Origin of the sequence: Roseococcus sp. YIM B11640 (genome assembly GCF_049727625.1) — a bacterium.
Classification (GTDB): Bacteria; Pseudomonadota; Alphaproteobacteria; order Acetobacterales; family Acetobacteraceae; genus Roseococcus.
Map to the genome: position 1 here is coordinate 1,083,681 of NZ_JBBJOZ010000002.1, position 22,956 is coordinate 1,106,636.

The following is a 22,956-nucleotide window of genomic DNA, read 5'->3' on the forward strand; positions in this document are numbered from 1 at the left end:
CGGACCTTCTGTCGGCTCGCGCCTTCGTTCTTAACCTACTGCATGGCGGATTCCCGCGCCACACCGTGCACCGCCGCGTCATGCCGGAATGCACGGATTCGGACAGCGTTCCGCCTCCTGAGAATTCAACAGGCACTTTTACGAAGCTTTCAGGGCGTCGGTACGAGAACGGACCGGCTTTCCCAGGACAGGGTCCCATTATGACATCCTCGCCCCCCACGCCGGCTGCCGGCGAACATGGCTTCCTCGCCCGCCTCTCGATCCGCACCAAGCTGATCTCGGCCTTCGCCGCGCTGATCCTGCTGGCTGGGGGCCTGGGCGCCTTCGCCTTGAATCGCGTGGGCGCGGTCCGGGCCATCGCCGTCGACATCCAGACCAACTGGCTGCCGAGCGTGAGAGTGATCGGCAGGCTCAGCCTCGCCGTCGCCGACCATCGGTTCTATGTCGCGGTCAGCGTCCTGAATACTGGCGAGGCGAATCTACGCCTCGCACAGGACGGACTGCAGCGGGCCGCAGCCCGCGTGACGGCCCTGCGTGCGGATTACGAGCTACTGATCAGCTCGCCCGAAGAGCGCCGCCTCGCGCAGCGCTTCGACCAGCAGCTCGCCGGCTACTATCGCGAGGCGGAGGCGGCGCTCTCCCTTGTCCGCCGCAATGCGGAGCCACAGGCGCGCCAGCTCCTGGACGAGAAGGTGAACCCGGCCTTCCAGGAAGCGCGCAGCACGCTCACCGCGATCACCGAACTGAACGTGGCAGGCAGCACCGCCGCCGGCGATGCGGGTGCGGAAACCTACCGTATGTCCGTCGTCCTCGTGATCACCTTCTTGGTTGCCACCATCCTCCTGGGCACGATCGTGGCCTGGACCATGATCCGGGATATCGGCCGCAACATCTCCTCGCTGGTGGGCTCGATGCAGGCGATGGAAGGCGGGGACCTCGACCGGAACGTGCCGCAGCTTCCCGAAAGCACCGAGCTCGGCCACATCGCCGTCACCCTGCGTTCCTTCCGGGCCGTGCTGATCGCGAAGCGCGCGGCGGACCAAGCGGCCACCACCGAGGCACAGGCCAAGGCTGCGCGCACCGCCCGCGTCGATCAGCTGGTGCGCGAGTTCGAGGCCGAGGCCGCCGACGCCCTCCGCATCGTCGCCTCCGCTTCCACCGAGCTCGACGCCATCGCGGGCGAGATGGCCGGTACGGCGCAAAGCGGCGTCGAGCGCGCCAGCTCGCTCGCTGCCGGCTCGGAGCAGGCGAGCGCCAATGTCCAGACGGTGGCGGCCTCGGCCGAGGAGCTGGCGGCCTCGATTTCCGAAGTCGCGCGGCGCGTTGCCGAAAGCGCGACGGCGGCCCGCCGCGCGGCCGAGGATGCGCGCGAGACCGACAAGGCCGTGGGCGCCCTGGCGGAAGCCGCGGGCCGGATCGGCGATGTGGTGCGCCTGATCGGCGATATCGCCAACCAGACCAACCTCCTGGCGCTCAACGCCACCATCGAGGCCGCACGCGCTGGGGAGCACGGCAAGGGCTTCGCCGTGGTGGCAAGCGAGGTGAAGGCCCTGGCCGGACAGACGGCCAAGGCCACCGACGAGATCAGCCAGCAGATCGCGCAGATGCAGTCCGAAACCGGCCGCGCAGTCGAAGCCATCAAGGGGATCAGCCGGACGATCGAGATGCTGAACGGAATTTCTGCCGGGGTCGCATCAGCAGCCGAACAGCAGGCTGCCGCCACCCAGGAAATCGGCCGCGCGGTGGCCGAGGCCGCTGCCGGCACGCGTGACGTCAGCAACAATGCGGGCGGCCTGACCGAAGTCGCCACGCAGACTGGCTCGGCGGCGAGCCAGGTTCGTACCGCGGCCGGCGAGCTGGCGGGCCGGGCCGAAGCACTCCGGAGCCAGATGGGTTCCTTCCTCGGCCAGCTGCGCGCGGCCTGATACGAGAACTCCCGCGGGCGTGCGATCGCCCGCGGGAGTTCCCTTTGCCGCCAGGCTTAGTGGGAAGCCTTGCGGACCGCGTCCTTCGCGCTGCCCACCGCGTTCTGCACCTTGCCCTCGGCCTTGTCGGCCGCGCCTTCGGCACGCAGCTTGGCATCGCCCGTCAGCTTGCCCGCGGCTTCCTTGACGGCACCCTTCACCTGCTTGGCCGAGCCGGCGATCCGATCCTTGTCCATCGTGTCTTTCCCTGGATGCGGGCCACCCCAGCGGCGGCCTCGTCGAAGGGCAAAACGCTTCCGGCCTCTTCGCGTTGCGTTGCAACCTGGCCCCCGTTGACATGCCCGAGGGCCGCGCACGAACATGGCCGCCACAAGAATCTCCCGGGAGAAATGGCCATGAATGCGCTTCAGGCCTCGCGCCGCGCTGTCCTTGGCGGGCTTGCCGCCACGCCTTTCATCGGCCGCGCCTCGGCCCAGGGCGGCGACCCCTACGTGATCGGCACTCTCTTCCCGATGAGTGGGCCGAACGCGGAATACGGCACCGTGTTCTCGGCGGGCGCGCAGCTCGCCGTCCAGCACATCGCGGCCGACAACCTGCTGAAGCGGCCGATCCGCATCCAGGCCGAGGACACCCAGGCCCTGCCGCAGCAGGCCGTGGTCGGCATGACGAAGCTGATCAACGTGGACCGCGCGCACTACACGCTGGTGGGCTTCACCGCCGTCTCCAAGGCCGTGGCGCCGGTGGGTGACCGCGCCAAGAGCATCATGGTCAATGGCGGCGCCGTGGGGCCGGACCTCGCGGGGCTCTCGCCGTACTTCTGGAACGTCATCCCGCTCGCGCATCTGGAGACGCAGGAGCTGCTGCCCTTCCTCATGCGCCGGAACCTCAAGCGCATCGCGCTGGTCTATGTGGACGACCCGCTGGGGGATGCGATCCTGGGGATCCTGCGCGACTCCCTGCCCCGGACCGGCGGCCAGCTCGTGGGCCAATTCAGCGTGCCGCGCACGGCTCAGCAATTCGCCCCCGTCGCGGCGCGCATCCGGCAGACGCGGCCGGACGCGGTCTACATCGCCTCCTTCGGCGCGCAGCAGAGCCAGATCATCAAGCAGCTGCGCGACAATGGCGTGTCCCAGCCGCTCGTCTCCTATTCGGCGATGAACATCGACAGCGTTCGCAATACGCCGGAGGCAGAGGGGCTGATCTTCACCACCCAGTCCACCGACTTCGAGAACGGCGATGCGCTGACCCGCCGCTTCGCAACCGACTTCAAGGCCCGGCACAACATCGACCCCGGCACCTACCAGGTGAACTACTACAACGCCGTCCGCCTCTTCGGCCTTCTGGCCCAGTCGCTGGAGCGCGAGAACGCCGAGGTGAACGGCGAGAACCTGCGCCGAGCCCTGCTGGCGCAGCGCGAGTTCGACCTGGTGGGCGGCAAGGGCCGCTTCGACGACCAGGGGAATATGAGCGCGGCGCTCCAGGTCATGGAGATCCGCGGCGGGCGGCTGCAGAAGATCGCCTGACGCTGTGCTGTTTCTCCAGCTTCTGTTGCAGGGGCTGCAGGTCGGCGCGCTCTACGCGCTGACCGCGGCCGGCTTTGCGCTCATTTTCGGCGCGACGCGCATCTTCCACTTCGCCCATGGCTCGGCCTTCACGCTGGCGGGTTACACCTTCCTCTTCGCAACGCAGGCGGGCTGGCCCTGGTGGCTGGGCGGGCTCGCGGGCGTGGTGGTCGCCACGCTGTTCGGGCTCGGCATCTACTGGTTCGTCTATCGCCCCATCCAGCGGCACGAGGGTTCCTTCTTCACCGTCTTCGTCGCGGCCTTCGGCGTCGGCATCGTCGTGCAGAACCTCATCGGCATGACGGCGGGACGGGGCTTCGCCAGCGTGGACACGCCGCTCTCCCGCGCGGTCGAGGTTCTGCCGGATGTCTTCCTCGCCGACGTCTTCTGGGTGGCCATCGGCATCTCGGTCCTGCTCTTCGCCGCGCTGAGCCTCTTCCTGACGCGGCACAATGCGGGCGTGGCCCTGCGCGCGCTGCACCAGAACCCGGACCTGCTGCGGGCCTATGGCCTCTCCTCGACGAAACTCTCGTTGCTGGCCTTCGCGCTGGGCTCGGCCCTGGCGGCGCCGGCCGCGATCCTGACGGCCATGACATCCGGGCTGAACGAGGCGATCGGCCATCACGTCATGCTCATCTCCATGGCCGCCACCATCGTGGGCGGCGTGGGCTCGCTCCGCGGCGCGGCACTGGCCGGGCTGATGCTCGGCGTGGCCGAGGCGGTGGCGCTGAGCTTCGTGGACACGCAATGGGCCGAGGCCGTGTCCTTCCTCGTGCTCTTCGCCTTCATCCTCTTCCGCCCTAGCGGCATCTTCGGGATTGCCCAAGCGCGATGATCGCTTATCTCACGAACCTCGCCTCGCTGGCCGCGATCTTCGGCATCCTGGCCGCGACGCTGAATGTCGCCGTCGGCTATGCCGGCATCTTCTCCGTCGCCCATGCTGTCTTCTTCGGGATCGGCGCCTATTCGGGCGCACAGGTCGCCCTGCTGCTGGTGCCGGACGCGCTGCTCGCCATGCTGGTGGCGGCTGTCATTTCCGGTGGCCTCTCCCTCTGCCTGGCGCTGCCGGCGCTTCGCGTGCGGGGCGAGTATTTCGTCGCCGCCTCGCTCGGCCTGCAGATGATGGCGGTGACGCTCTTCAGCGAGTGGAAGAGCGTCACGGGCGGCATCGGCGGTCTGACCGGCATTCCGCGGCCGCACGTCTTCGGCGTGGAAGTCGGCACGCTGCCTCTGGCGCTGGGGGCGCTCGTCGTCATCCTGCTCGCGACCGCGGCGCTGATGCGCGGCGCCTTCGGCCGCACACTCCAGGCCATCCGCGATGCCGAGAGCGCGGCCCAGGCGCTGGGCAAGAACGTCGCGGCCGCCAAGGCCTTGGCCGTCGCGTTCGCCTGCGCCGGCGCGGGTGTCGCCGGCGCGCTCTTCGCCCTGCACATGCAGTTCGTGAACGTGGAATCCTTCACGCTCGACCAGTCGGTGCTGATCATGGCCATGGTCATCATCGGCGGCACGGGTACGCTGCTCGGGCCACTGGTCGGGGCGGTGATCCTGCTCTCGCTGCCGGCCGGCCTCGCCTTCCTGCCCTTCATCCCGGCCACCGAGGTCGGCGCAGTACAGCAGATGATCTACGGCCTCGCCATGACGCTCCTCATGATCTTCCGGCCCGCCGGGCTGGTGGGGGATCTCAGCCGCGGGAAGAGCTCGGCATGAGCGCGGCCGTGGAACCCATCCTCTCCTGCCAGGGCCTCGCGCGCTCCTTCGGCGGGCTCAAGGCGGTGCAGGGGGTCTCGCTATCGCTCTATCCGGGGCAGGTCACGGCGCTGGTCGGGCCCAACGGGGCAGGCAAGACGACGGTCTTCAACCTCATCACGGGCAACCTCCGCGCGGATGAGGGAAGTGCCTCCCTGCGCGGGCAATCCATCATCGGCCTCAAGCCGCATCGCGTCGCGCAGATGGGCGTCGCTCGGAGCTTCCAGGACCTGCGCCTGTTCACCCACATGTCGGTGCGCGACAATGTTCTCGCCGCCACCGAGACCTCCGCCTGGTTCTGGCAGCCCGGCGGTGCGGCTGCGAAGCGTGACCGGCTGGCGGCGGCGGAGGAGGCGCTGGCCCGCACGGAGCTCACGTCGCTGGCGGATTCCCGGGCCATCGACCTCGCCTATGCGGAACGGAAGTTTCTCTCCATGGCGCGCATCCTGGCGGCACGCGCCAGCATCTGGCTGCTGGACGAGCCCGCCTCGGGCCTCGACCTCGCCTCCCGCCGCCGCTTCGGCGAGTTGCTGAAGGAGGCGCGGCGGCAAGGTGTCGCGATCTGCCTCATCGAGCACAACCTCGACGTGGTGATGGAGCTCGCCGACCGCATCGCCTTCCTCGACCAGGGGAAGGTTCTCGCCGACGGCGACCCGCAATCCATCCTGCGCGACCCGAAGCTGGCCGCGATCTATTTCGGCGACCGGGGAGAAGCAGCGTGAGCGCCCTCGCCATCGAGGCCACCGGCCTCCGCGCCGGCTATGGCGGCCGCGCGGTGATCGAGGACGTGTCCCTGAAGCTCGGAGAGGGGGAGATCGTCACCCTCGTCGGCCATAACGGCGCCGGCAAGTCGACGCTGATGCGGGTGCTGTTCGGCCTGCACAAGCCGGACGCGGGCAGGATCAGCATCTTCGGGCAGACGCCCGCGAGCTACAGCCCCGCCGCCCTCGGCGCCGCCGGCCTGGCGCTGGTGCCCGAGGGACGCGGCGTCTTCCCCGACCTCACCGTGGACGAGATCTTCGGCCTCGCCCTCTGGTCCGCCGGCGTGCCCAAGCCCGAGCGGCCCGAGCGCATCGATGAGGTTCTGGCCATCCTGCCCCGCATCCGCGACTTCCGCACGCGCCGCGCGGGAACGTTGTCCGGCGGGCAGCAGCAGATGGTGTCCATCGCCCGCGCCCTGTTGACGCGGCCCCGCGCGCTGCTGCTGGACGAGCCCTCCATCGGCCTCGCGCCCAAGCTGTTCCAGGACATGCTGGCGCCCATCGCGGCCCTGCGCGAAAGCCGCGGCATAGCCATCCTGCTGGTCGAGCAGAATGTGCGCGAGGCCTTCGCCATCTCCGATCGCGTGATCGTCATGAAGTCCGGCGCGATCATCGAGGAGGGCCCGCCCTCGGCCTTCTCCGAGCATTCGCGTCTCATGGAACTGTTCTGAGGATCCGCCGATGCTGACGATCCATGGCTGCTACCGCTCGCGTGCCTCGCGCAACATCTGGCTCGCGATGGAGGCAGGAATCCCCTTCCGCCTGGAGCCGGTGATCCAGGCCTACCGGCTGCCCGATCCCGGTGCGGCGGACGCGCCCATGCACACGCGCAGCCCGGCCTTCCTGAAGATCAACCCGAACGGCCATATCCCGGCCGTGGAGGATGGGGGGCTGGTTCTGAACGAATCCCTCGGCATCAACCTCTACCTCGCGAAGAAGTACGGGAAGAATCTCGGGCCGCGCGACATCGGCGAGGATGGCGAGATGACCAGCTGGAGCCTCTGGGCCGCCATCGAGGTCGAGCCCCATTCCATCGAGGTCCTCTACAACACCGTCGGCAAGCCGCCCGCGGAGCGGGACCCGGCCCTGCTCGCGCGCTCGATCGCGGCGCTGAAGGCCCCCTTCGCCGTGCTCGACGCCCATCTCGCCCGCGACGGCTTCGTGGTGGGCGCGCGATTCACCGTGGCGGACATCAACCTCGCCGAGGTCTTCCGCTACGCCCAGCCTGCCGCCGAGCTCTTCGACGCCGCGCCCCGCGTGAAGGCGTGGCTTGCCGCCTGCCAGTCCCGCCCCGCCTTCCGCGAGATGATGGCGACCCGCGATAAGGAACCCGCATGACCTACGACTACATCATCGTCGGCGGCGGCTCCGCCGGCTCGGTCCTCGCGCACCGGCTCTCGGCGCGCGGTACCAACCAGGTGCTGGTCTGCGAGGCCGGGCCCGACACCCCGCCCGGCGACGAGCCCGCGGAGATCAAGGACAGCTACCCCGGCACCGCCTATTTCGACCCGCGCTTTCACTGGACCGAGCTGAAGGTCCACACCCAGGTCGTCCCGCACAACCGGCCGGAAGAGCGGCCGCCGCTGCGCAAGTACGAGCAGGCGCGCGTCCTGGGCGGCGGCTCTTCGATCAACGGCCAGATGGCCAATCGCGGCGCGCCCACCGATTTCGACGAATGGGTGGAACGCGGCGCCGAGGGCTGGGGCTGGGATGACGTCCTGCCCTACTTCAAGAAGGTGGAGCGCGACCTCGACTTCGACGGCCCGCTGCATGGCAAGGAGGGCCGCATCCCGGTCCGGCGCCTGAAGGAGAGCCAGCTTGGGCCCCATGCCAAGGCGGCCTGCAAGGCCTTTGCCGCCGCGGGCTTCAAGTACCTGCCCGACCAGAACGGCGTGTTCGAGGACGGCTACTTCTCGATCACCATTTCCAACGAGAACGAACAGCGTGCTTCGGCCGCCATGGGCTATCTCGACCGCGAGACCCGCAAGCGCCCGAACCTCACCATCTCCACGGAAACACAGGTCACGGGACTGCTCTTCGAGGGGCTGCGCTGCGTCGGCGTGAAGGCGCTGGTGCGCGGGCAGGAGCAGGAGTTCCGCGCGAACGAGATCATCCTTTCCTCCGGGGCCATCCATTCGCCGGCGCATCTGCTGCGCGCCGGCATCGGGCCGGTCGCGCATCTACGGGAGATGGGCATCGAGGTCCGACACAACCTTCCGGGCGTCGGCCAGGGGCTGATGGACCATCCCGCCATCTCGCTCTCCTCGCACCTCAAGCGCAGTGCCCGCATGGACAACATCCAGACGCGCCGGCACATCCAGGTGGGGCTGCGCTACTCCTCCGGCCTCGAGGGAATCCCAGCCGGCGACATGTTCGCGGCCGCCGTCAGCAAGTCGGCCTGGCATGCTGTGGGGCAGCAGGTCGCCTCCTTCCTGATCTGGGTGAACAAGACCTATTCCGAGACGGGCCAGGTGCGCCTCGCCTCGGCCGATTGGCGGGCGGAGCCGGTGGTGGAGTTCAACCTCCTCTCCGACCGGCGCGACCTGGACCGGCTGATGAGCGGCTTCCGCATGATGGCCGCCATCCAGATGAGCGGCGAGCTCGGCGCGCTCACCTCCAACCACTTCCCGGCGAGCTACAGCGACCGCGTACGCAAGCTGGGCGTGGTGAACAACAAGAACCGGTTCCTGACCTCGGTGATCAGCAAGATCATGGACGGGCCGGAATTCATCCGCCGCCGCTTCATCGAGAAATTCGTGATCGAAGGCTTCACCTTCGACGAGGTGATGCGCGACGACGCGGCGCTGGAGGCCTTCATCCGCAAGGCCAATATCGGCATCTGGCACGCCTCCTGCTCGCTGCGGATGGGCGCCGACGACGATCCGCGCGCGGTGGTGGACAACCAGGGCCGCGTGCGCGGCGTCGAGGGACTGCGCGTGGTGGACGCCTCCATCTTCCCTGTCGTGCCCTGCGCGAACACGAACTTCCCCACGCTCATGAGCGCGGAGAAGATCGCGGATGTGATCCTGGCGGGGTAGCCCGGCTACCTCGGCCCGCAGACCTGGTGCGCGATGCGGCAGGTCAGCCGGCCGCCCTCCCGCGCTGCGCATTCGCGCAACGCAGCGGCCTGGGCATCGGCGGGGTTGGACGCGGTGCCATGCGCGATGGCCCGCAGCTCATAGGTCCGCGGATCGCTGGTGACGACGAGTGCGATGCGCTTGATGCCCTCGGCAACCGCGATGCAAGCATCGGTGAACTCGGCCACCGGCGCGCAGCCGCGAGGGGCCGAGCGGCACTGCGCCTCGGCGGCGTCCTGCGCGGCGCGCGGGTCCCGCTGGCCCACTGAAACGCCGTAGCGCATGCTCGGCATGCGCGCGAGGTAGAAGGCCCCATAGCGGGGCGGCTGCATTGCGGCCGCCGGCTCCAAGGCGGAAATGGACGAGGAGAGGTTGCGCGCGCCGGCCGCGCAGGCATTGCCGCAGCCAGAGGGTGCGCGCGTCCCAACCGGGATCGCGAGCAGCCCGACGAAGAGCATGGCGGTGAGCAGCCCGAAGAGGCGGTCCATCCTGGTCCCGTTGCAACCCCAACCTGCAGTACGGTTACCATCGCCCGCAGGACGCTACAAGTCTGGAATTAACTCACTATTTAGACGTTTCCGGATCTGCCGCTGTTCATCCGGCGGTAGTTGCGCCAATCCTTGCTGCTGGCCCATGCGCGCATTCTGCCTCCTGGCCGTCCTGGTGCTCACCGCCCAGCCGGTCTTCGCCCAAGCGCCGCCCCGCCCGGGGCGTGCCGCTTCGGTGCGCGCGCCCTACGCCAGCAGCGCGGCCCTGGCCGCAGCGCGGCGCTACCTCTGCCCCAATGGCGGCACGCCTCAGGGCCGGGGCCGATGCGCGCCTCGGGGCAGCGGAATCGGGCTGATGGGGGAGGACCCGGAGGTCCGGAACTGGGATCGCGGCATCGCCCCCGCCACGCATGGGCAGGCCCCCTGCCCCCCCGGCACGACAGCGAGCAGCGCCATCGCGCAGCCTGGCGTCACGCGCTGCGTGGCAGGGTGAGCCAGTCCTTCAGCGCCGCCGCCGTCGCATCGGGGACCTCCATCGGCGGCAGGTGACCCGCACCCTCGAAGCGCACCAGCCGGGCGGCGGGGATCAGCCCCGCCATTTCCTCGTGCAGGCCGGGCGGGGTCAGCACGTCCTGGGCACCGCAGGCGATCAGCGTCGGGACGTTGATGCCCGGCAGGTCCGGACGGGAGTCGGGCCGCGTCATGATGGCCTGCTGCTGCCGGATGAAACCGGCCTGACCGATGCGCGCCGCCATGTCCATGACTTCCTGCGCCAGTGGCGTCTCCAGCCGCGAGGCGTGGACGAGGCTCGGCATCAGCCGGGGCGTGACGCCCTTGAACTGCCCCATATGCGAGAGCTCGATCAGCGCCTTGCGCTGCTTGGTCTGCTCCGGCGTGTCGGGCCGCGCGGAGGTGTCGAGCAGCGCGAGGCGCTCGATCCGGCCGCGCGCCTGGCGCCAAACCTCCTGCGCCACGTAGCCGCCCATCGAAAGCCCGGCGACGGCGAAGCTCGCCTCGCCCGCGACCAGTTCCAGCGCGCGGCTGGCCATCCCGGCCACGCTATCGTCCTGCGAAAGGTCCGCGATCCGTGGATCGACCAGCCCTCCCAAGGCCGGAAGGCAATCGCGCCAGAGCCGCCCGTCGCAGAGCAGGCCGGGGAGAAGAAGCAGAGGAATAGGCATGCATTGTGGATAAATCGCCCCTGATCAGCGTGCAATGCGTGCAAATCCGGTTGCGATTCCCCCTCGCAGGGCGCATATGCCCCTCGTTGACGCAGAGGGCGGCATGACCCGCCCGACCGGCCGTGCGCCTTGCGCCGGCCCTCAGGCCAGGATGCCAAACTTGAACGAGACCACCGCGGATACCGCGCTTGCCGGAACCAATCCGGCTGAAATCGAAACCACCGTGACCATCGCCGCGACCGAAGCGGAACCCGCCGAGGCCGAAGCGGCCGTCGCCGAAGAGGCCGGCGCCGAGGCCCCCGCGCTGGAAGCGGCCGAGGAAGTTGCGGCCGAGGACGCCGTCGCCGAAGACGAAGCCGAGGACGAAGCCCCCGCCGAGCCCGAGCCGCCGCGCGCGACGTTCGAGGACCTCGGCCTCTCGGACGAGCTGGTCCGCGCCGTGACCGAGTCCGGCTATGTCCACCCGACGCCGATCCAGGAGCAGGCGATCCCCATCGTGCTGATGGGCCGCGACGTGCTGGGCTGCGCGCAGACCGGCACGGGCAAGACCGCCAGCTTCACCCTGCCGATGATGGACATCCTCGCCGGCACGCGGGCCAAGGCGCGCATGCCGCGCAGCCTGATCCTGGAGCCCACGCGCGAGCTCGCGCTCCAGGTCGCCGAGCAGTTCGTGAAGTACGGCAAGTACCTCAACCTCAACCATGCGCTGCTCATCGGCGGCGAGAGCATGGATGAGCAGAAGGCCGTGCTCGAGAAGGGCGTGGACGTGCTGATCGCCACCCCGGGCCGCCTGCTGGACCTGTTCGACCGTGGCCGCATCCTGATGGCCGACTGCAAGCTGCTGGTCATCGACGAAGCCGACCGCATGCTGGACATGGGCTTCATCCCCGATGTCGAGCGCATCGGCAGCATCATTCCCGCGCTGCGGCAGACCCTGTTCTTCTCGGCCACCATGGCGCCGGAAATCCGCCGCCTGGCCGATGCCTTCCTGCAGAACCCGAAGGAGATCACGGTCAGCCGTCCCGCGACGGTCGCCACGACGATCACCACCGGCATCGTTTATGTGCAGGAGCGCGACAAGCGCGAGGCGCTGCGGCGCCTGATCCGCCAGCAGCAGATCCAGAACGCGCTGATCTTCTGTAACCGCAAGGTGGATGTGGACATCCTCTACAAGTCGCTCCGCAAGCACGGCTTCTCGGTCGGCGCGCTGCATGGCGACATGGACCAGTCCGCCCGCTTCGCGACGCTCTCCGCCTTCAAGAACAACGAGATCCAGATTCTCGTCTGCTCGGATGTGGCGGCGCGCGGCCTCGACATCGGCGGCCTCAGCCATGTCTTCAACTTCGACGTCCCCTTCCACTCCGAGGACTATGTCCACCGCATCGGCCGCACGGGCCGCGCGGGGCGCGAGGGGAATGCCTACTCCATCGCCACCGCCGATGACGGCAAGCTGGTCCAGGCCATCGAGAAGCTGACGGGCGCCGTCATCCCGCGCATCGAGATCGAGGGCCTCGACCCCGTCACCGACGAGGAGATCGCCGAGGCCGCGACCCGCAAGCGCGGCCGCAACGGCCGGGCCCTGCCTGCCTCTGGGCGTGGCCGCGATGGCGGCCGTGGCGAGCGTGGCGGCCGTGGCCGCCGCGACGAGGAGGCCCGTCCCCCCGAAGCCCGCGAGGACCGTCCCCGCCGCGAGGAGCGCAGCCGGGACGATCGGGGCCGCGACGACCGTTCGCGCCGCGCCGAGGAGCCGCGCAGCCGCGACCGTGACGACCGCCCCCGCCGCGACGAACCGCGCCGCGACGATTATCGCCGCGACGACCGTCAAGATCGTGGTGGGCGCGACCGTAGCCGCGATCGCGACGATCTCGGTCCCTCCGTGGTCGGCTTCGGCGACAGCGTTCCCGCCTTCATGCTGATCCCCATCCCCCGCCCGCGCCGCGAGGCCCCTGCGGCGGCCGTGGCGGAAGAGGCGATCGAAGACGCAGCCTGATACCGGCCTGCCTTCCGGAGATCATGCTGGCCCGGGGCTCCGCCCCGGGCCGTTTTCGTTTCAGCCGATCCGCCGCGCCACCGCCGCCAGGATCGCGCGCACCACCTCGATCGTGGCCAGCGTCTCGGCCGGCACCTTCTCCGGTTCGCCGGGCCAGTTGCGCGTGAAGCTGAAGCTGGCCGGAATGCCGCGCACCACCATTTGCCCGGCGACGGAAAGCGCGTTCTCGCCGCGCCAGACGATGCTGCCGCCCTTGCCATAGGCCGCGATATCCGCCGGCACGATGAAGGAGAGCGCATCCGCCATGGCCGAGATGCGCTTGAACTCCGAGAGCGCCGTCGGGCGCTGGAACACGCGTCCGGACAGCACATGGCGGTACCAGCCCGTCATGGAGGAGGCAGGCGCCGCCATGGTGTCGCCCGTCACGGCGATGGCGCGCGGCGTGCCCGGCAGCCGGTCCGCCATGACCCCTTGCATGCCCGCCCAATCGAGATCCTGTCCCGGTGCCGCGCCTGCGAGCCAGGAGAACAGGCGCCGCGTCGAAGTCACGACCGCCACATCCCGCAGCGGCGCCGCCGCGACCACGGCGCGCACCTTCTCCACGCCCACGCGCTTCAGCGCGATATCGGTCGCGGTGTTGTCGCTGTGGGCGATCATCGCCTCCAGCACCATCTTGGCGGGCATGGTGCCGGTCACCTCGCCTAGGACGGGGCTGACCATCGAACGGATGCCGTCGTTCACCGGCAGCTGCTCGGTCATTTCCAGGCGACCGGCCTCGACCTCCAGCAGATAGGCCGCGAGGATAAAGGTCTTGATCACGCTCCCCACGAAGAGCGGCTTGTCGGCGTCTTGTCCCACGCGCCAGGCACCGGCGGGATCATCGACCACGACCTCCGCCCCGGTGCTGCCAGAGAGCGCGGCGAAGCGGGCCATCCCCTCCTCCACCGGGTTCACCGGGACGCCCTGGGCCAGCGCGCGGCCCGCGGCGAGCCCGAGAAGAGGCGCCGAAAGCGCCAGACGCCTGGAAGTCGTCACCGTCATCTTCCTGCCCTTTGTCATGAGAACCCCGCTTCAACACGGAACAGCGCTTCACGTCGCAACTTGTGGCGAGCATCGCGCCCCGCCTATTCTTTCGCCAGCCCAATGAGAGGCGCGGGGGAACTCCTGGATGTGGCGACGGATCGCAGCGGGGGCGCTCGTCGCCGCCTTCCTGAGCATGCCTGCTTCGGCCCAGGATGCCGCCCTCGTCGAGCGCGGACGTTACATCGTCGAAGTGATCGGCCATTGCGGCAATTGCCACGCGAGCCGCGGGCCGGATGGCCGCCCCCTTCCCGGACGCGGGCTGGCCGGAGGGCGGGTCCTGGTCGAGGGGACGATGCGCGCCGTCATCCCCAACATCACGCCAGACCGCGAAACCGGGATCGGCGCCTGGACCGACGCGGACATCGAGCGCGCCATGCGGCAGGGGGTGCGGCCGGATGGCACGCTCATCGGGCCACCCATGCCCATCGCCCTCTACCGGGGCATTTCGGACCCCGACATGGCCGCCATCATCGCCTATCTGCGGAGCGTGCCGCCGGTCTCGAACGCGATCGCTGAACGATCCAGCTATCCCTTCCCGCTGCAAGCCTTGCCCCCGCCCGGCGCCGTGCCCCCGCCCGCGGACGACCCGGTATCCCGCGGCGCCTATCTGGTCGGACCGCTGGGGCATTGCCTGGACTGCCATTCGAGCCATACCGCCGACGGCCGCATCGACCCGGCGAAGCCGGGCGGCCAGGGGCGCAGCTTCACGGGGCCCTGGGGCGTGGTGGTGGCGCGCAACCTGACGCCGCATCCGGAACTCGGCCTCGGGCGATGGGACGAGGCGATGTTCGCCCGCGCCCTGCGCGAGGAGATCGGCGGCGACGGCCGCCCGCTGATGCCGCCCATGGGCCGGGGCCGCGCCTGGGCGGCCCTGACGGACCGCGACATCGCCGACATCTGGGCCTATCTGCGCTCCCTCCCGCCCCTGGAATGACGGCCGCGCGCAGGGCGGGCTTGCACTTCGCGCCCCTGCGTCCGATAGGACGGCGGAGCCTTGCCGTCCCGAAGGATCGTGAAGATGAACGCCGTCACCAAGACCAAGACCCCGCCCTTCCAGTGGGATGACGCCTTCCTGCTCGACGAGCAGCTGACCGAGGACGAGCGGATGATCCGCGATGCCGCGCGGGAATTCTGCCAGGACAAGCTGATGCCGGGCGTCCTGATGGCGAACCGGAACGAGACCTTCGACCGATCCATCATGAACGCCTTCGGCGAACAGGGCTTCCTGGGCGCGACCCTCGAGGGCTACGGCTGCGCCGGCGTCTCCTACGTCGCCTACGGGCTGATGGCCCGCGAGGTCGAGCGCGTGGACAGCGGCTACCGCTCCGCCTTCTCCGTACAGTCCTCGCTCGTGATGTTCCCGATCCACGCCTATGGCTCCGAGGCGCAGAAGCAGAAATTCCTGCCGAAGCTGCGGACCGGCGAGTGGGTGGGCTGCTTCGGCCTGACCGAGCCCGACGCAGGCTCCGACCCCAATTCCATGCGCACGCGCGCGAAGAAGGTGGATGGCGGCTGGCTGGTCTCCGGCTCCAAGACCTGGATCACCAACTCGCCGATCTCGGACGTCTGCCTGGTCTGGGCGAAGGACGACGAGGGCACGCTGGGCGGGTTCCTGCTCGAGCGCGGCATGAAGGGCCTCACCACGCCGAAGATCGAGGGCAAGTTCTCGCTGCGCGCCTCCATCACCGGCATGATCATGATGGACGAGGTCTTCGTCCCCGATGAGAACCGCCTGCCGGGCGTGCGCTCGCTGGCCGGCCCCTTCTCCTGCCTAAACCGCGCGCGCTATGGCATCGCCTGGGGCGCGCTGGGCGCGGCGGAGTTCTGCATGCACGCCGCCCGCGATTACACGCTGAACCGCAAGATGTTCGGCCGCCCGCTGGCGCAGACGCAGCTCATCCAGAAGAAGCTCGCCGACATGGAGACCGAGATCACCCTCGGCCTGCAGGCGGTGCTGCGCGTCGGCCGGCTCTTCGACGAGGGCAAGGCGGCCCCGGAGATGATCAGCCTCGTGAAGCGCAACAATTGCGGCAAGTCGCTCGACATCGCCCGCATGAGCCGCGACATGCACGGCGGCAACGGCATCGTCGACGAGTACCACGTGATCCGCCACGTCATGAACCTCGAGACGGTGAACACCTACGAGGGCACGCATGACGTGCACGCGCTGATCCTGGGCCGCGCCATCACCGGGCTGAACGCCTTCGGCTGACGTGGAACTCACCATCGAACGCATGGGGGCCGGGGGCGACGGGGTCACTCCCGGCCCTCTGCATATTCCCTTCACCCTTCCCGGCGAGCGCGTCCGGGCGGAGGCCCTGAGCAAGGGCCAGGCGCGGGTGCTCGAGCTGCTGGAGGCGAGCGCCGAGCGCGTGGAGGCGCCCTGCCGCCACTTCACCATCTGCGGCGGCTGCGCGCTTCAGCACTGGGACGCGGCGCCCTATGCCGAATGGAAGCGCGGCCGGCTGGCGGAGGCGCTGTCCCGCGCCGGCTACACCGATGCGCAGGTGGCGCCGATGGTCGCCACGCCGCGCAGCGTGCGCCAGCGCGCCGATTTCGGCCTGGAGCGGCTGCCGGACGGTCATGTCGAGATCGGCTTCCACGAGCGCGGCGCGCATCGCCTTGTGCCCATGCGCGAATGCCATGTGCTGCTGCCTGCGCTGGTGGAGATGCTGCCTCGCCTCGCCGATGCGCTGCGCGGGCTGAACGCGCTGCGGCGCCTGGGCTCGGCCGTCATCAACATGCTGGACAGCGGGCCGGACCTGCTGCTGCGCACCGACGCCCCGCTCACCATGGCGGATCGCAAGCTGCTGGCGGGCTTCGCCGCCGAGGCCGGCATCCCGCGCATCGCCTGGGAGCAGAAGGGCGGCGCCGAGGTCGCGGCGCAGCTCAAGCCCGTGCGCCACATGCTCTCCGGTGTCGCGGTGTCGCCGCCGCCGGGCGCCTTCCTCCAGGCCAGCGCGCCAGGCGAGGCGGCGATCATCGAAGCCGTGCTGGCCGGGCTGCCGCGCAAGATGTCGCCGCGGGCGCGCATCGCGGATCTCTACGCCGGCATCGGGACGCTTTCCTTCCCGCTCGCGCAGCACGCCCTCGTCGAGGCCTTCGAGGGTGACCCGGCGGCGGCCGAGGCGCTGAAGGCGGCATCGAATGCCGCCCAGGCCCGCGTGCAGGCAACCCGGCGGGACCTCGCGCGCCAGCCGCTGATGCCCGCCGAGCTCAACAAATACGCCGCCGTCGTGCTCGACCCCCCCTTTGCGGGAGCGGCCGAGCAGGTGGCGCAAATCGCCCGCAGCAAGCTGGAACGGCTCGTTTATGTCTCCTGCGGGCCTGCGGCGCTGGGGCGTGACGCGGGGGTGCTTCGGGGCGCCGGCTTCAAAATCGTTTCGGCAACGCCGGTGGACCAATTTCTCTGGTCCCCGCACCTCGAATCTGTGGTTGTCTTCGCGCGCTGACCGTCCCCCTCCGGCGGTCACGGGAGACAAGCACCATGTCCACGAACCGCCGCCACTTCTTCGCCGGCTCCGCCGCGATCGCCAGCGCCATGGCACTGCCCGCCGCGGCGCAGCAGGCCGCCGCGCCTGCCGCGCCCCCCTCCTCCGCCGCCCAGGCGCCCGGCTTCTACCGCTTCAAGGTGGGCGGGCTGACCGTCACCACCGTGCATGACGGCTTCGCGCGGCGCCCGGTCCAGGGCTTCGTGCGCAACGCGCCGCTGGAGGAGGTCCAGGCCGTCCTGGCCCAGAGCTTCATGCCGGCGGATACGCTCACAGTCCCCTTCACCCTGACCTTCGTCACCACGCCGCAGGGCATCGTGGTCTTCGACGCGGGCAATGCGACGCAGACCGGCACGGCCACCAACGGCCAGGCTGCCGCCAACATGCGGGCCGCCGGCATCGACCCCGCGCGGGTCGTCGCGGTCATCGTCAGCCATTTCCATGGCGACCACATTTCCGGCCTCTCCTCGGCCGATGGGCAGCGCCTCTTCCCCAATGCCGAGATCGTGGTGCCCGCGACCGAATGGGCCTGGTGGACGGATGAGGGCAACGTGACCCGCAGCCCCGAGGGTCAGCGCGGCAACTTCGCCAATACGCGCACCCGCTTCGCCCCCTACCAGGGCCGAATCCGGCAGATCGCCGATGGCGCCGAGGCGGTGCCGGGCATCCGCGCCGTCGCGGCCTATGGCCACACGCCGGGCCATACGCTCTTCCACATCGCCGATGGCGGGCAGGAGATGATGTACCTGGCCGACATCACCAACCGGCCGGAACTGATGGCGCCGCGGCCGGAGTGGCAGATCGTCTTCGACTTCGATGGCGACATGGCTGCCGCCACGCGCCGCCGCGTGCTCGACCGCGCGGCGACGGACCGCATCCGGGTGACGGGCTATCACTTTCCCTTCCCGGCCAACGGCTACTTCACCAAGGACGGCCAGGGCTACCGCTTCGTGCCGGCGGATTGGAGCAGCGCGCTCTGATCCGGTGCTTGCGGCGCGCGCAAGGCGCGCCGCTTCTGCCAAGGGGCGCGGCATTCCCCGCGCCCGGATCCCGGTGCGCCCGGTCCCGATGCTTGCCCGGGCCATGCGCTCGGATAGTCTGAAATCCCCGACACCGGAGCGACACAGATGGATCGCCGCCTCTTCCTCACCGCCGCCACCACCGGCGCGCTCGCGGCGCCCGCCGTGCTGCGCGCCCAGACGCTGCCCAAGATCACCATCGGCATGTCCGGCTGGACCGGCTTCGCCCCCCTCACCCTCGCCGAGCAGGCCGGGCTGTTCCGCGCGAACGGCATCGAGGTCGAGACCAAGTTCGTCCCGCAGCGCGAGCGCAACCTGGCGCTGGTCGGCGGCGCGCTGAACTGCGTCGTGACGACCGTGGACACCATGATCCTCTGGGCCAGCGCGGCGCCGCTGCAGCAGGTGCTGGTGCTCGACCGCTCGCGCGGCGGCGACGGTGTGGCGGTGCGGCCTTCCATCGGCTCCTGGGCCGACATCAAGGGCAAGACCATCGCCGTCGATGGCGCGGGCACCACGCCCTATTTCGTGCTGGCCTACATGATGCGCGAGAACGGGCTCTCGATCCGCGACGTCACCACCGCGACGCTCGCGCCGCAGCCCGCTGCCCAGGCCTTCGTGGCCGGCCAGTTCGACGGCTGCTCGACCTATGAGCCCTATCTCTCCCAGGTGCGCGGCATGGGCGCGGACAAGGGCAAGATCCTGGCGACGACGCTCGACCACCCCTGCGTGGTAGACACGCTGGCCTTCCAGCCCGCCTTCATCCAGGCCAACCCCGAGGCGGTGCGCCGCGTCGTGAAGTCCTGGTTCGACGCGCTGGCGATGATCGCGAGCGAGCCCGACCGCTCCTTCGAGATCATGGGCCGCCGCGTGAACCAGACGGGCGAGCAGTTCAAGAACAGCGCCCAGTTCATCGAGTGGCTCGACCAGGCCAAGAACAAGGAATACGTGGCCGCGGGCCTGCCGCAGTTCATGCAGAAAGCGCACACCGTGCAGCGCGAGACGGGCGTGGTCCGGCAAGACGTGAACCTCGGCGCGCTGCTGAACACCTCCTTCCTCTGAGGACATCGGCGCCGGGCGGCGGGAAGGGCTTTCTTAAGCCGCTTCCCGTCATCTGGCGTCCTGTCCGGACGGAAGCGGGGTCGGGCAACTCATGCGGCGTTGGGTGTCCCCGCTTCTCGGCTGACTGTTCTGCATGCTGTCCCTGGGCTGGTGCGTCGAGAGCTCAGTCCGGCCACCCCTGCCGCCGGGACGGCCGGCCGGCCGACCTTGCTTCCCGAAAGGCGATGGCAAGACAGCCCATCCAACGCGAATTGGCCCGTGGACTGGTCCCGCGTGACGAGGCGCACGCACATTGACGACTATCCCCGTGGCGGCGCGCAGCATCGCGATGGCGCCCACGACATGATCGACGCGGAGGGCGGCCCGGTCTGGGTGCAGAGCCCCACATGCGGGAGGGGCATCCCCTCCAGGGCTACAGCCGCAGCCGCCGCTGACCTGATGCACCGCACCATCATGCTTTGATCCGGCATGGCGGCGGGTTAAGGACATGGAATGACCGTGCCGGAACGCTCCGCCTGATGAAGCCCCTCGTTCCCGTTTCCGCCGCCGCCCGCATCCTGCTGGGCGCCGGTTTCTTCGCGCTGTTCATCGCGGGTTGGGCGGCCGCGACCTATTCCGGCTGGGTGCCGCCCCTCTTCCTCGCAAGCCCCGGCAAGACGCTGCTCGCCGGCTGGTCGCTGCTGACGGAATTCGGCTTCGCCGGCGACATCGCCATCACCATCTTCCGCGTCGTCGGCGGCTTCCTGATCGCGGCCGTGATCGGCGTGCCGCTCGGCCTCATGATGGGCGCCTTCAAGGGCGTCGAGGCCTTCTTCGAGCCCTTCGTCTCCTTCGCCCGCTACCTGCCGGCCTCCGCCTTCATCCCCCTGCTGATCCTCTGGGCGGGGGTGGGTGAGGCGCAGAAGCTCTCGGTCATCTTCATCGGCTCCTTCTTCCAGGTGGTCATCATGGTCGCCGTCATCGCCGGCGCCACGCGGATGGGCCTGGTGGAGGCCGCCTACACGCTCGGCGCGCGCTCGCGCGGGATCGTGAAGCGCGTGATCATCCCCTCCGCCGCGCCGCAGGTGATGGAGACGCTGCGCCTCGTGCTCGGCTGGGCCTGGACCTACGTCATCGTGGCCGAGCTCATCGGCGCGACCAGCGGCATCGGCCACATGATCATGGACAGCCAAAGGCTGCTCGATACCGGGCAGATGATCTTCGGCATCGTGGTCATCGGTCTGATCGGCCTCGTCACCGACTTCCTGTTCAAGGCGCTGAACCGCCGGCTCTTCCCCTGGGCGGCGATCTGAGATGAGCGACAAGACCCTTCGCATCTCGGGCGTCACGCGCTCCTTCCCCGGGCGCGGCAAGGCGGGGCCCACGCTGGCCCTGCAGCCGACCGACCTTACCGTGGCGCCGGGCGAGTTCGTGGCCATTCTCGGCCCGTCGGGCTGCGGCAAGTCGACGCTGCTGCGGATCGTGGCCGGGCTCGACCGGCCGACTGCGGGGAGCGTCACGCTGGATGGCGCGCCGGTCACCGGGCCAGGCGCGGATCGCGGCATGGTGTTCCAGTCCTACACGCTCTTCCCGTGGCTGACGGTGGCCGAGAACATCCGCTTCGGCCTGCAGGAGCGCGGCCTGCCCCCCGCCGAGCAACAAGCCATCGCCGAGCGATTCATCGCGCGCACCGGGCTCAAAGGCTTCGAAAACCATTGGCCGCGCCAGCTCTCGGGCGGCATGCAGCAGCGCTGCGCCCTCGCCCGCGCCTTGTCCAACGATCCCGAGATCCTGCTGCTCGACGAACCCTTCGGCGCGCTCGACCATCAGACGCGCGAGTTGATGCAGGAGTTGCTGCTTGAGATCTGGGAGGCGGACCGCAAGACGGTGCTCTTCGTCACCCACGATATCGACGAGGCGATCTTCCTGGCCAACCGCGTCATCGTGATGTCCGCGCGGCCGGGCCGGATCAAGGCCGACGTCCCGGTACCGATGGTCTATCCGCGCGACTGGACGGTGAAGACCACGCCGGAATTCGCGGCGCTGAAGGCGCAGCTCATGGGTGAGATCCGCGAGGAGGTCCGCAAGGCCGCGATGGCCTGAGGACGCCGGCGGCGCCGGGCGGCCTCATCCGCCCGGCAGCAACCAATCCTTGACATTATGTTCATTCTTTCGCATGCTTTAGGAAGAACGCCGGTCGAAATGCATCGGATGCGAGGTTTTCGTGAAGCTGATCGCTATTGGTCGGGTCTATAACGAAGCCGACATCATCGAATCCTTCGTGCGTCATCACGCATTCTATTTCGATACTGTCATTATACTCGATGATGGCAGCACGGACGGGACTTTTGAGGCCCTATGCGCGCTGCGCGACGAGGGGCTTCCCCTGGTGGTTCTGCGTGAGCCGACCGTCGGCTACGAGCAGAGCCGCTATATGACGCAGCTTCTCCACATGGCGGTGGATGAGTTTGGCGCCGACTGGGTCGCACCGCTCGACGCGGATGAATTCATCGAGCCTTCCGAAGCGATGGACCTGCGGGACATCCTGCGGGACGCGGGACCCGTCCCCCTCGCCCTCGCCTGGGAGAATTTCACCTGGCCGCCACAGCTTTCGGCCGAAGACCAGCCCATTCTCGTGCGGCGCTTCACCTCGCGCATGCCGCCGCGGAGCGATTTCAACAAGGTCCTCATCCCCGCCGCGATCGTCGATGCCGGCCTCGTCATCGCTCCGGGCAATCATGGGGTGATGCGGGACGGCCAATGGATCGAAGCTGTCCCGAGCCCGGACATCCACCTGTGCCACTTTCCCATCCGCAGCGTCGAGCAGTATGCCGCGAAGGTCGCGCGCGGATATCTGAAGTACGAGGCGATGCCGGGTTGGAACCGCGAGTACGGCTTCCACTACATCGCTCCCTATGGGGCCCTGAATTCCGAGGGGATCGATCAGCTCGAGAAGCTGATGCCGAAGCACTCCCGCGCCTATTCGGCACGGGAAGGCGACGCTATTCCGCAGGAGACGGTCTTCGCGCCGTTGCGGCATCGCGGCGGGCCCGATCGCCTCGGGATGAAGCGGTCCTCAGCGCTCCAGGACATTCTTCACATCGCCGGCGCGATGGCCGTGGACCGGGCGCAGCTCCATGCCGCGCGCACGAGTCTGGCCGATGAAAATTCCAGCCTCCAGGGCGACAAGGCGCGGCTTGCCGGGCAGCTGGCGCACATGGAGAGCGAGTTGGACGGCCTCAGGCAGACGCAGCAGCAACTCCAGGACCATCTCGCCGAAGTGCGGCGTGAGAGCGCCGATCGGCACGTGGAACTCGTGCGGCAAAGCGCCGTCTGCGCCGAGCTGGTGCAGCAGAATACCGTCCTGGCCGAGGAGCTCCGCCTGGCTACCGAGGCTCTCCGCCAGAGCAATGAGGCCCTGCTCTGGAACGCCGGTCAGCTCGCCGAGCTGACGCGTGCGAATGTGGAGCTCCAGGCTCACATCTCCTCACCCACCTTCCGGGTGCTCAGGCGCCTCCATGACAATCTGGCGCCGCTGGGGCTGACGCCGCGCTCCATCGCCGCGCAGGTGATGCGGCTCCGGCGCCAGTAGGCC

General features: G+C 69.2%; 22 protein-coding genes. 18 read left to right on the plus strand and 4 right to left on the minus strand.

Annotated features, from left to right (window positions below; all coding sequences use genetic code 11):
- Positions 1 to 200 precede the first annotated feature (200 nt).
- On the plus strand, positions 201 to 1,925 hold the full coding sequence (locus tag WJM96_RS12710) for a methyl-accepting chemotaxis protein (protein WP_424812860.1): 1,725 nt from the start codon (positions 201 to 203) through the stop codon (positions 1,923 to 1,925).
- A gap of 56 nt (positions 1,926 to 1,981) precedes the next feature.
- On the opposite strand, the gene WJM96_RS12715 is transcribed toward WJM96_RS12710, so the two are convergent.
- Positions 1,982 to 2,161: a CsbD family protein gene (locus tag WJM96_RS12715; protein ID WP_424812861.1), complete on the minus strand. Its 180-nt coding sequence runs from the start codon at positions 2,159 to 2,161 to the stop codon at positions 1,982 to 1,984.
- Positions 2,162 to 2,320: 159 nt separating this feature from the next.
- Between WJM96_RS12715 and WJM96_RS12720 the strand changes: the two genes are divergently transcribed.
- The 7 genes from WJM96_RS12720 to WJM96_RS12750 are packed head-to-tail and all read left to right on the plus strand — an operon-like array spanning position 2,321 to position 9,032.
- Positions 2,321 to 3,448 (plus strand): ABC transporter substrate-binding protein, encoded by a 1,128-nt coding sequence (locus WJM96_RS12720; protein WP_424812862.1) that lies wholly within the window; start codon positions 2,321 to 2,323, stop codon positions 3,446 to 3,448.
- A 4-nt stretch (positions 3,449 to 3,452) separates the two neighbouring features.
- Positions 3,453 to 4,322, plus strand: coding sequence for a branched-chain amino acid ABC transporter permease (locus WJM96_RS12725; RefSeq protein ID WP_424812863.1), 870 nt, complete (start codon positions 3,453 to 3,455; stop codon positions 4,320 to 4,322).
- Positions 4,319 to 5,194, plus strand: coding sequence for a branched-chain amino acid ABC transporter permease (locus WJM96_RS12730; RefSeq protein WP_424812864.1), 876 nt, complete (start codon positions 4,319 to 4,321; stop codon positions 5,192 to 5,194). The genes WJM96_RS12725 and WJM96_RS12730 overlap by 4 nt, the downstream gene beginning before the upstream one ends.
- Positions 5,191 to 5,955, plus strand: a complete 765-nt coding sequence (locus WJM96_RS12735) for an ABC transporter ATP-binding protein (protein ID WP_424812865.1) — start codon at positions 5,191 to 5,193, stop codon at positions 5,953 to 5,955. Before WJM96_RS12730 ends, WJM96_RS12735 begins: the two co-directional genes overlap by 4 nt.
- Entirely contained in the window at positions 5,952 to 6,665 is a 714-nt protein-coding gene (locus WJM96_RS12740) for an ABC transporter ATP-binding protein (RefSeq protein WP_424812866.1), read from the plus strand. The genes WJM96_RS12735 and WJM96_RS12740 overlap by 4 nt, the downstream gene beginning before the upstream one ends.
- A 10-nt stretch (positions 6,666 to 6,675) precedes the next feature.
- Positions 6,676 to 7,332, plus strand: coding sequence for a glutathione S-transferase family protein (locus tag WJM96_RS12745; RefSeq protein ID WP_424812867.1), 657 nt, complete (start codon positions 6,676 to 6,678; stop codon positions 7,330 to 7,332).
- Positions 7,329 to 9,032 carry a GMC family oxidoreductase gene (locus WJM96_RS12750; RefSeq protein ID WP_424812868.1) on the plus strand — a complete coding sequence of 568 codons (1,704 nt, stop codon included), beginning with the start codon at positions 7,329 to 7,331 and terminating at the stop codon, positions 9,030 to 9,032. The genes WJM96_RS12745 and WJM96_RS12750 overlap by 4 nt, the downstream gene beginning before the upstream one ends.
- Positions 9,033 to 9,037: 5 nt before the next feature.
- Here the strand turns inward: WJM96_RS12750 and WJM96_RS12755 are convergent, their stop codons facing one another.
- Positions 9,038 to 9,559 (minus strand): DUF4189 domain-containing protein, encoded by a 522-nt coding sequence (locus WJM96_RS12755; RefSeq protein WP_424812869.1) that lies wholly within the window; start codon positions 9,557 to 9,559, stop codon positions 9,038 to 9,040.
- Between the two features lie 145 nt (positions 9,560 to 9,704).
- Between WJM96_RS12755 and WJM96_RS12760 the strand changes: the two genes are divergently transcribed.
- A complete protein-coding gene (locus WJM96_RS12760) occupies positions 9,705 to 10,052 on the plus strand; it encodes a hypothetical protein (protein WP_424812870.1) in 348 nt (115 codons plus the stop codon).
- Here WJM96_RS12760 and WJM96_RS12765 read toward each other — a convergent pair.
- Complete coding sequence (locus tag WJM96_RS12765) at positions 10,030 to 10,740, minus strand: alpha/beta fold hydrolase (protein ID WP_424812871.1); 711 nt, start codon at positions 10,738 to 10,740, stop codon at positions 10,030 to 10,032. The two genes, WJM96_RS12760 and WJM96_RS12765, sit on opposite strands and share 23 nt — an antisense overlap.
- 151 nt (positions 10,741 to 10,891) lie before the next feature.
- Here WJM96_RS12765 and WJM96_RS12770 point away from each other — a divergent pair, with 151 nt between their 5' ends.
- Positions 10,892 to 12,730 (plus strand): DEAD/DEAH box helicase, encoded by a 1,839-nt coding sequence (locus tag WJM96_RS12770; protein ID WP_424812872.1) that lies wholly within the window; start codon positions 10,892 to 10,894, stop codon positions 12,728 to 12,730.
- 60 nt (positions 12,731 to 12,790) lie between these two features.
- Here WJM96_RS12770 and WJM96_RS12775 read toward each other — a convergent pair whose 3' ends face one another.
- Positions 12,791 to 13,771, minus strand: a complete 981-nt coding sequence (locus WJM96_RS12775) for a serine hydrolase (RefSeq protein ID WP_424812873.1) — start codon at positions 13,769 to 13,771, stop codon at positions 12,791 to 12,793.
- A gap of 127 nt (positions 13,772 to 13,898) precedes the next feature.
- On the opposite strand from WJM96_RS12775, the gene WJM96_RS12780 reads away from it, so the two are divergent.
- The 8 genes from WJM96_RS12780 (at position 13,899) to WJM96_RS12815 (ending at position 22,953) form a co-directional block, all read left to right on the plus strand.
- Complete coding sequence (locus WJM96_RS12780; RefSeq protein WP_424812874.1) at positions 13,899 to 14,747, plus strand: c-type cytochrome; 849 nt, start codon at positions 13,899 to 13,901, stop codon at positions 14,745 to 14,747.
- 84 nt (positions 14,748 to 14,831) lie between these two features.
- Positions 14,832 to 16,025: an acyl-CoA dehydrogenase gene (locus WJM96_RS12785; protein WP_424812875.1), complete on the plus strand. Its 1,194-nt coding sequence runs from the start codon at positions 14,832 to 14,834 to the stop codon at positions 16,023 to 16,025.
- Between the two features lies 1 nt (position 16,026).
- Positions 16,027 to 17,265 carry a class I SAM-dependent RNA methyltransferase gene (locus WJM96_RS12790; RefSeq protein ID WP_424812876.1) on the plus strand — a complete coding sequence of 413 codons (1,239 nt, stop codon included), beginning with the start codon at positions 16,027 to 16,029 and terminating at the stop codon, positions 17,263 to 17,265.
- A 35-nt stretch (positions 17,266 to 17,300) separates the two neighbouring features.
- Positions 17,301 to 18,284, plus strand: coding sequence for an MBL fold metallo-hydrolase (locus WJM96_RS12795; protein ID WP_424812877.1), 984 nt, complete (start codon positions 17,301 to 17,303; stop codon positions 18,282 to 18,284).
- A 147-nt stretch (positions 18,285 to 18,431) separates the two neighbouring features.
- On the plus strand, positions 18,432 to 19,382 hold the full coding sequence (locus tag WJM96_RS12800) for an ABC transporter substrate-binding protein (protein WP_424812878.1): 951 nt from the start codon (positions 18,432 to 18,434) through the stop codon (positions 19,380 to 19,382).
- A gap of 518 nt (positions 19,383 to 19,900) precedes the next feature.
- Positions 19,901 to 20,674, plus strand: a complete 774-nt coding sequence (locus WJM96_RS12805; RefSeq protein WP_424812879.1) for an ABC transporter permease — start codon at positions 19,901 to 19,903, stop codon at positions 20,672 to 20,674.
- Between the two features lies 1 nt (position 20,675).
- Entirely contained in the window at positions 20,676 to 21,464 is a 789-nt protein-coding gene (locus WJM96_RS12810; protein ID WP_424812880.1) for an ABC transporter ATP-binding protein, read from the plus strand.
- Between the two features lie 121 nt (positions 21,465 to 21,585).
- A complete protein-coding gene (locus WJM96_RS12815) occupies positions 21,586 to 22,953 on the plus strand; it encodes a glycosyltransferase family 2 protein (RefSeq protein WP_424812881.1) in 1,368 nt (455 codons plus the stop codon).
- Positions 22,954 to 22,956: the final 3 nt, after the last annotated feature.

What these genes read in the sequence shown, in the direction of transcription:
- WJM96_RS12710 (WP_424812860.1), top strand. Translation starts at nt 201, where the DNA reads ATGACATCCTCGCCCCCCACGCCGGCTGCCGGCGAACATGGCTTCCTC.
- WJM96_RS12715 (WP_424812861.1), bottom strand. Translation starts at nt 2,161, where the DNA reads ATGGACAAGGATCGGATCGCCGGCTCGGCCAAGCAGGTGAAGGGTGCC.
- WJM96_RS12720 (WP_424812862.1), top strand. Translation starts at nt 2,321, where the DNA reads ATGAATGCGCTTCAGGCCTCGCGCCGCGCTGTCCTTGGCGGGCTTGCC.
- WJM96_RS12730 (WP_424812864.1), top strand. Translation starts at nt 4,319, where the DNA reads ATGATCGCTTATCTCACGAACCTCGCCTCGCTGGCCGCGATCTTCGGC.
- WJM96_RS12735 (WP_424812865.1), top strand. Translation starts at nt 5,191, where the DNA reads ATGAGCGCGGCCGTGGAACCCATCCTCTCCTGCCAGGGCCTCGCGCGC.
- WJM96_RS12745 (WP_424812867.1), top strand. Translation starts at nt 6,676, where the DNA reads ATGCTGACGATCCATGGCTGCTACCGCTCGCGTGCCTCGCGCAACATC.
- WJM96_RS12750 (WP_424812868.1), top strand. Translation starts at nt 7,329, where the DNA reads ATGACCTACGACTACATCATCGTCGGCGGCGGCTCCGCCGGCTCGGTC.
- WJM96_RS12755 (WP_424812869.1), bottom strand. Translation starts at nt 9,559, where the DNA reads ATGGACCGCCTCTTCGGGCTGCTCACCGCCATGCTCTTCGTCGGGCTG.
- WJM96_RS12760 (WP_424812870.1), top strand. Translation starts at nt 9,705, where the DNA reads ATGCGCGCATTCTGCCTCCTGGCCGTCCTGGTGCTCACCGCCCAGCCG.
- WJM96_RS12765 (WP_424812871.1), bottom strand. Translation starts at nt 10,740, where the DNA reads ATGCCTATTCCTCTGCTTCTTCTCCCCGGCCTGCTCTGCGACGGGCGG.
- WJM96_RS12770 (WP_424812872.1), top strand. Translation starts at nt 10,892, where the DNA reads ATGCCAAACTTGAACGAGACCACCGCGGATACCGCGCTTGCCGGAACC.
- WJM96_RS12775 (WP_424812873.1), bottom strand. Translation starts at nt 13,771, where the DNA reads ATGACGGTGACGACTTCCAGGCGTCTGGCGCTTTCGGCGCCTCTTCTC.
- WJM96_RS12780 (WP_424812874.1), top strand. Translation starts at nt 13,899, where the DNA reads ATGTGGCGACGGATCGCAGCGGGGGCGCTCGTCGCCGCCTTCCTGAGC.
- WJM96_RS12785 (WP_424812875.1), top strand. Translation starts at nt 14,832, where the DNA reads ATGAACGCCGTCACCAAGACCAAGACCCCGCCCTTCCAGTGGGATGAC.
- WJM96_RS12795 (WP_424812877.1), top strand. Translation starts at nt 17,301, where the DNA reads ATGTCCACGAACCGCCGCCACTTCTTCGCCGGCTCCGCCGCGATCGCC.
- WJM96_RS12800 (WP_424812878.1), top strand. Translation starts at nt 18,432, where the DNA reads ATGGATCGCCGCCTCTTCCTCACCGCCGCCACCACCGGCGCGCTCGCG.
- WJM96_RS12805 (WP_424812879.1), top strand. Translation starts at nt 19,901, where the DNA reads ATGAAGCCCCTCGTTCCCGTTTCCGCCGCCGCCCGCATCCTGCTGGGC.
- WJM96_RS12810 (WP_424812880.1), top strand. Translation starts at nt 20,676, where the DNA reads ATGAGCGACAAGACCCTTCGCATCTCGGGCGTCACGCGCTCCTTCCCC.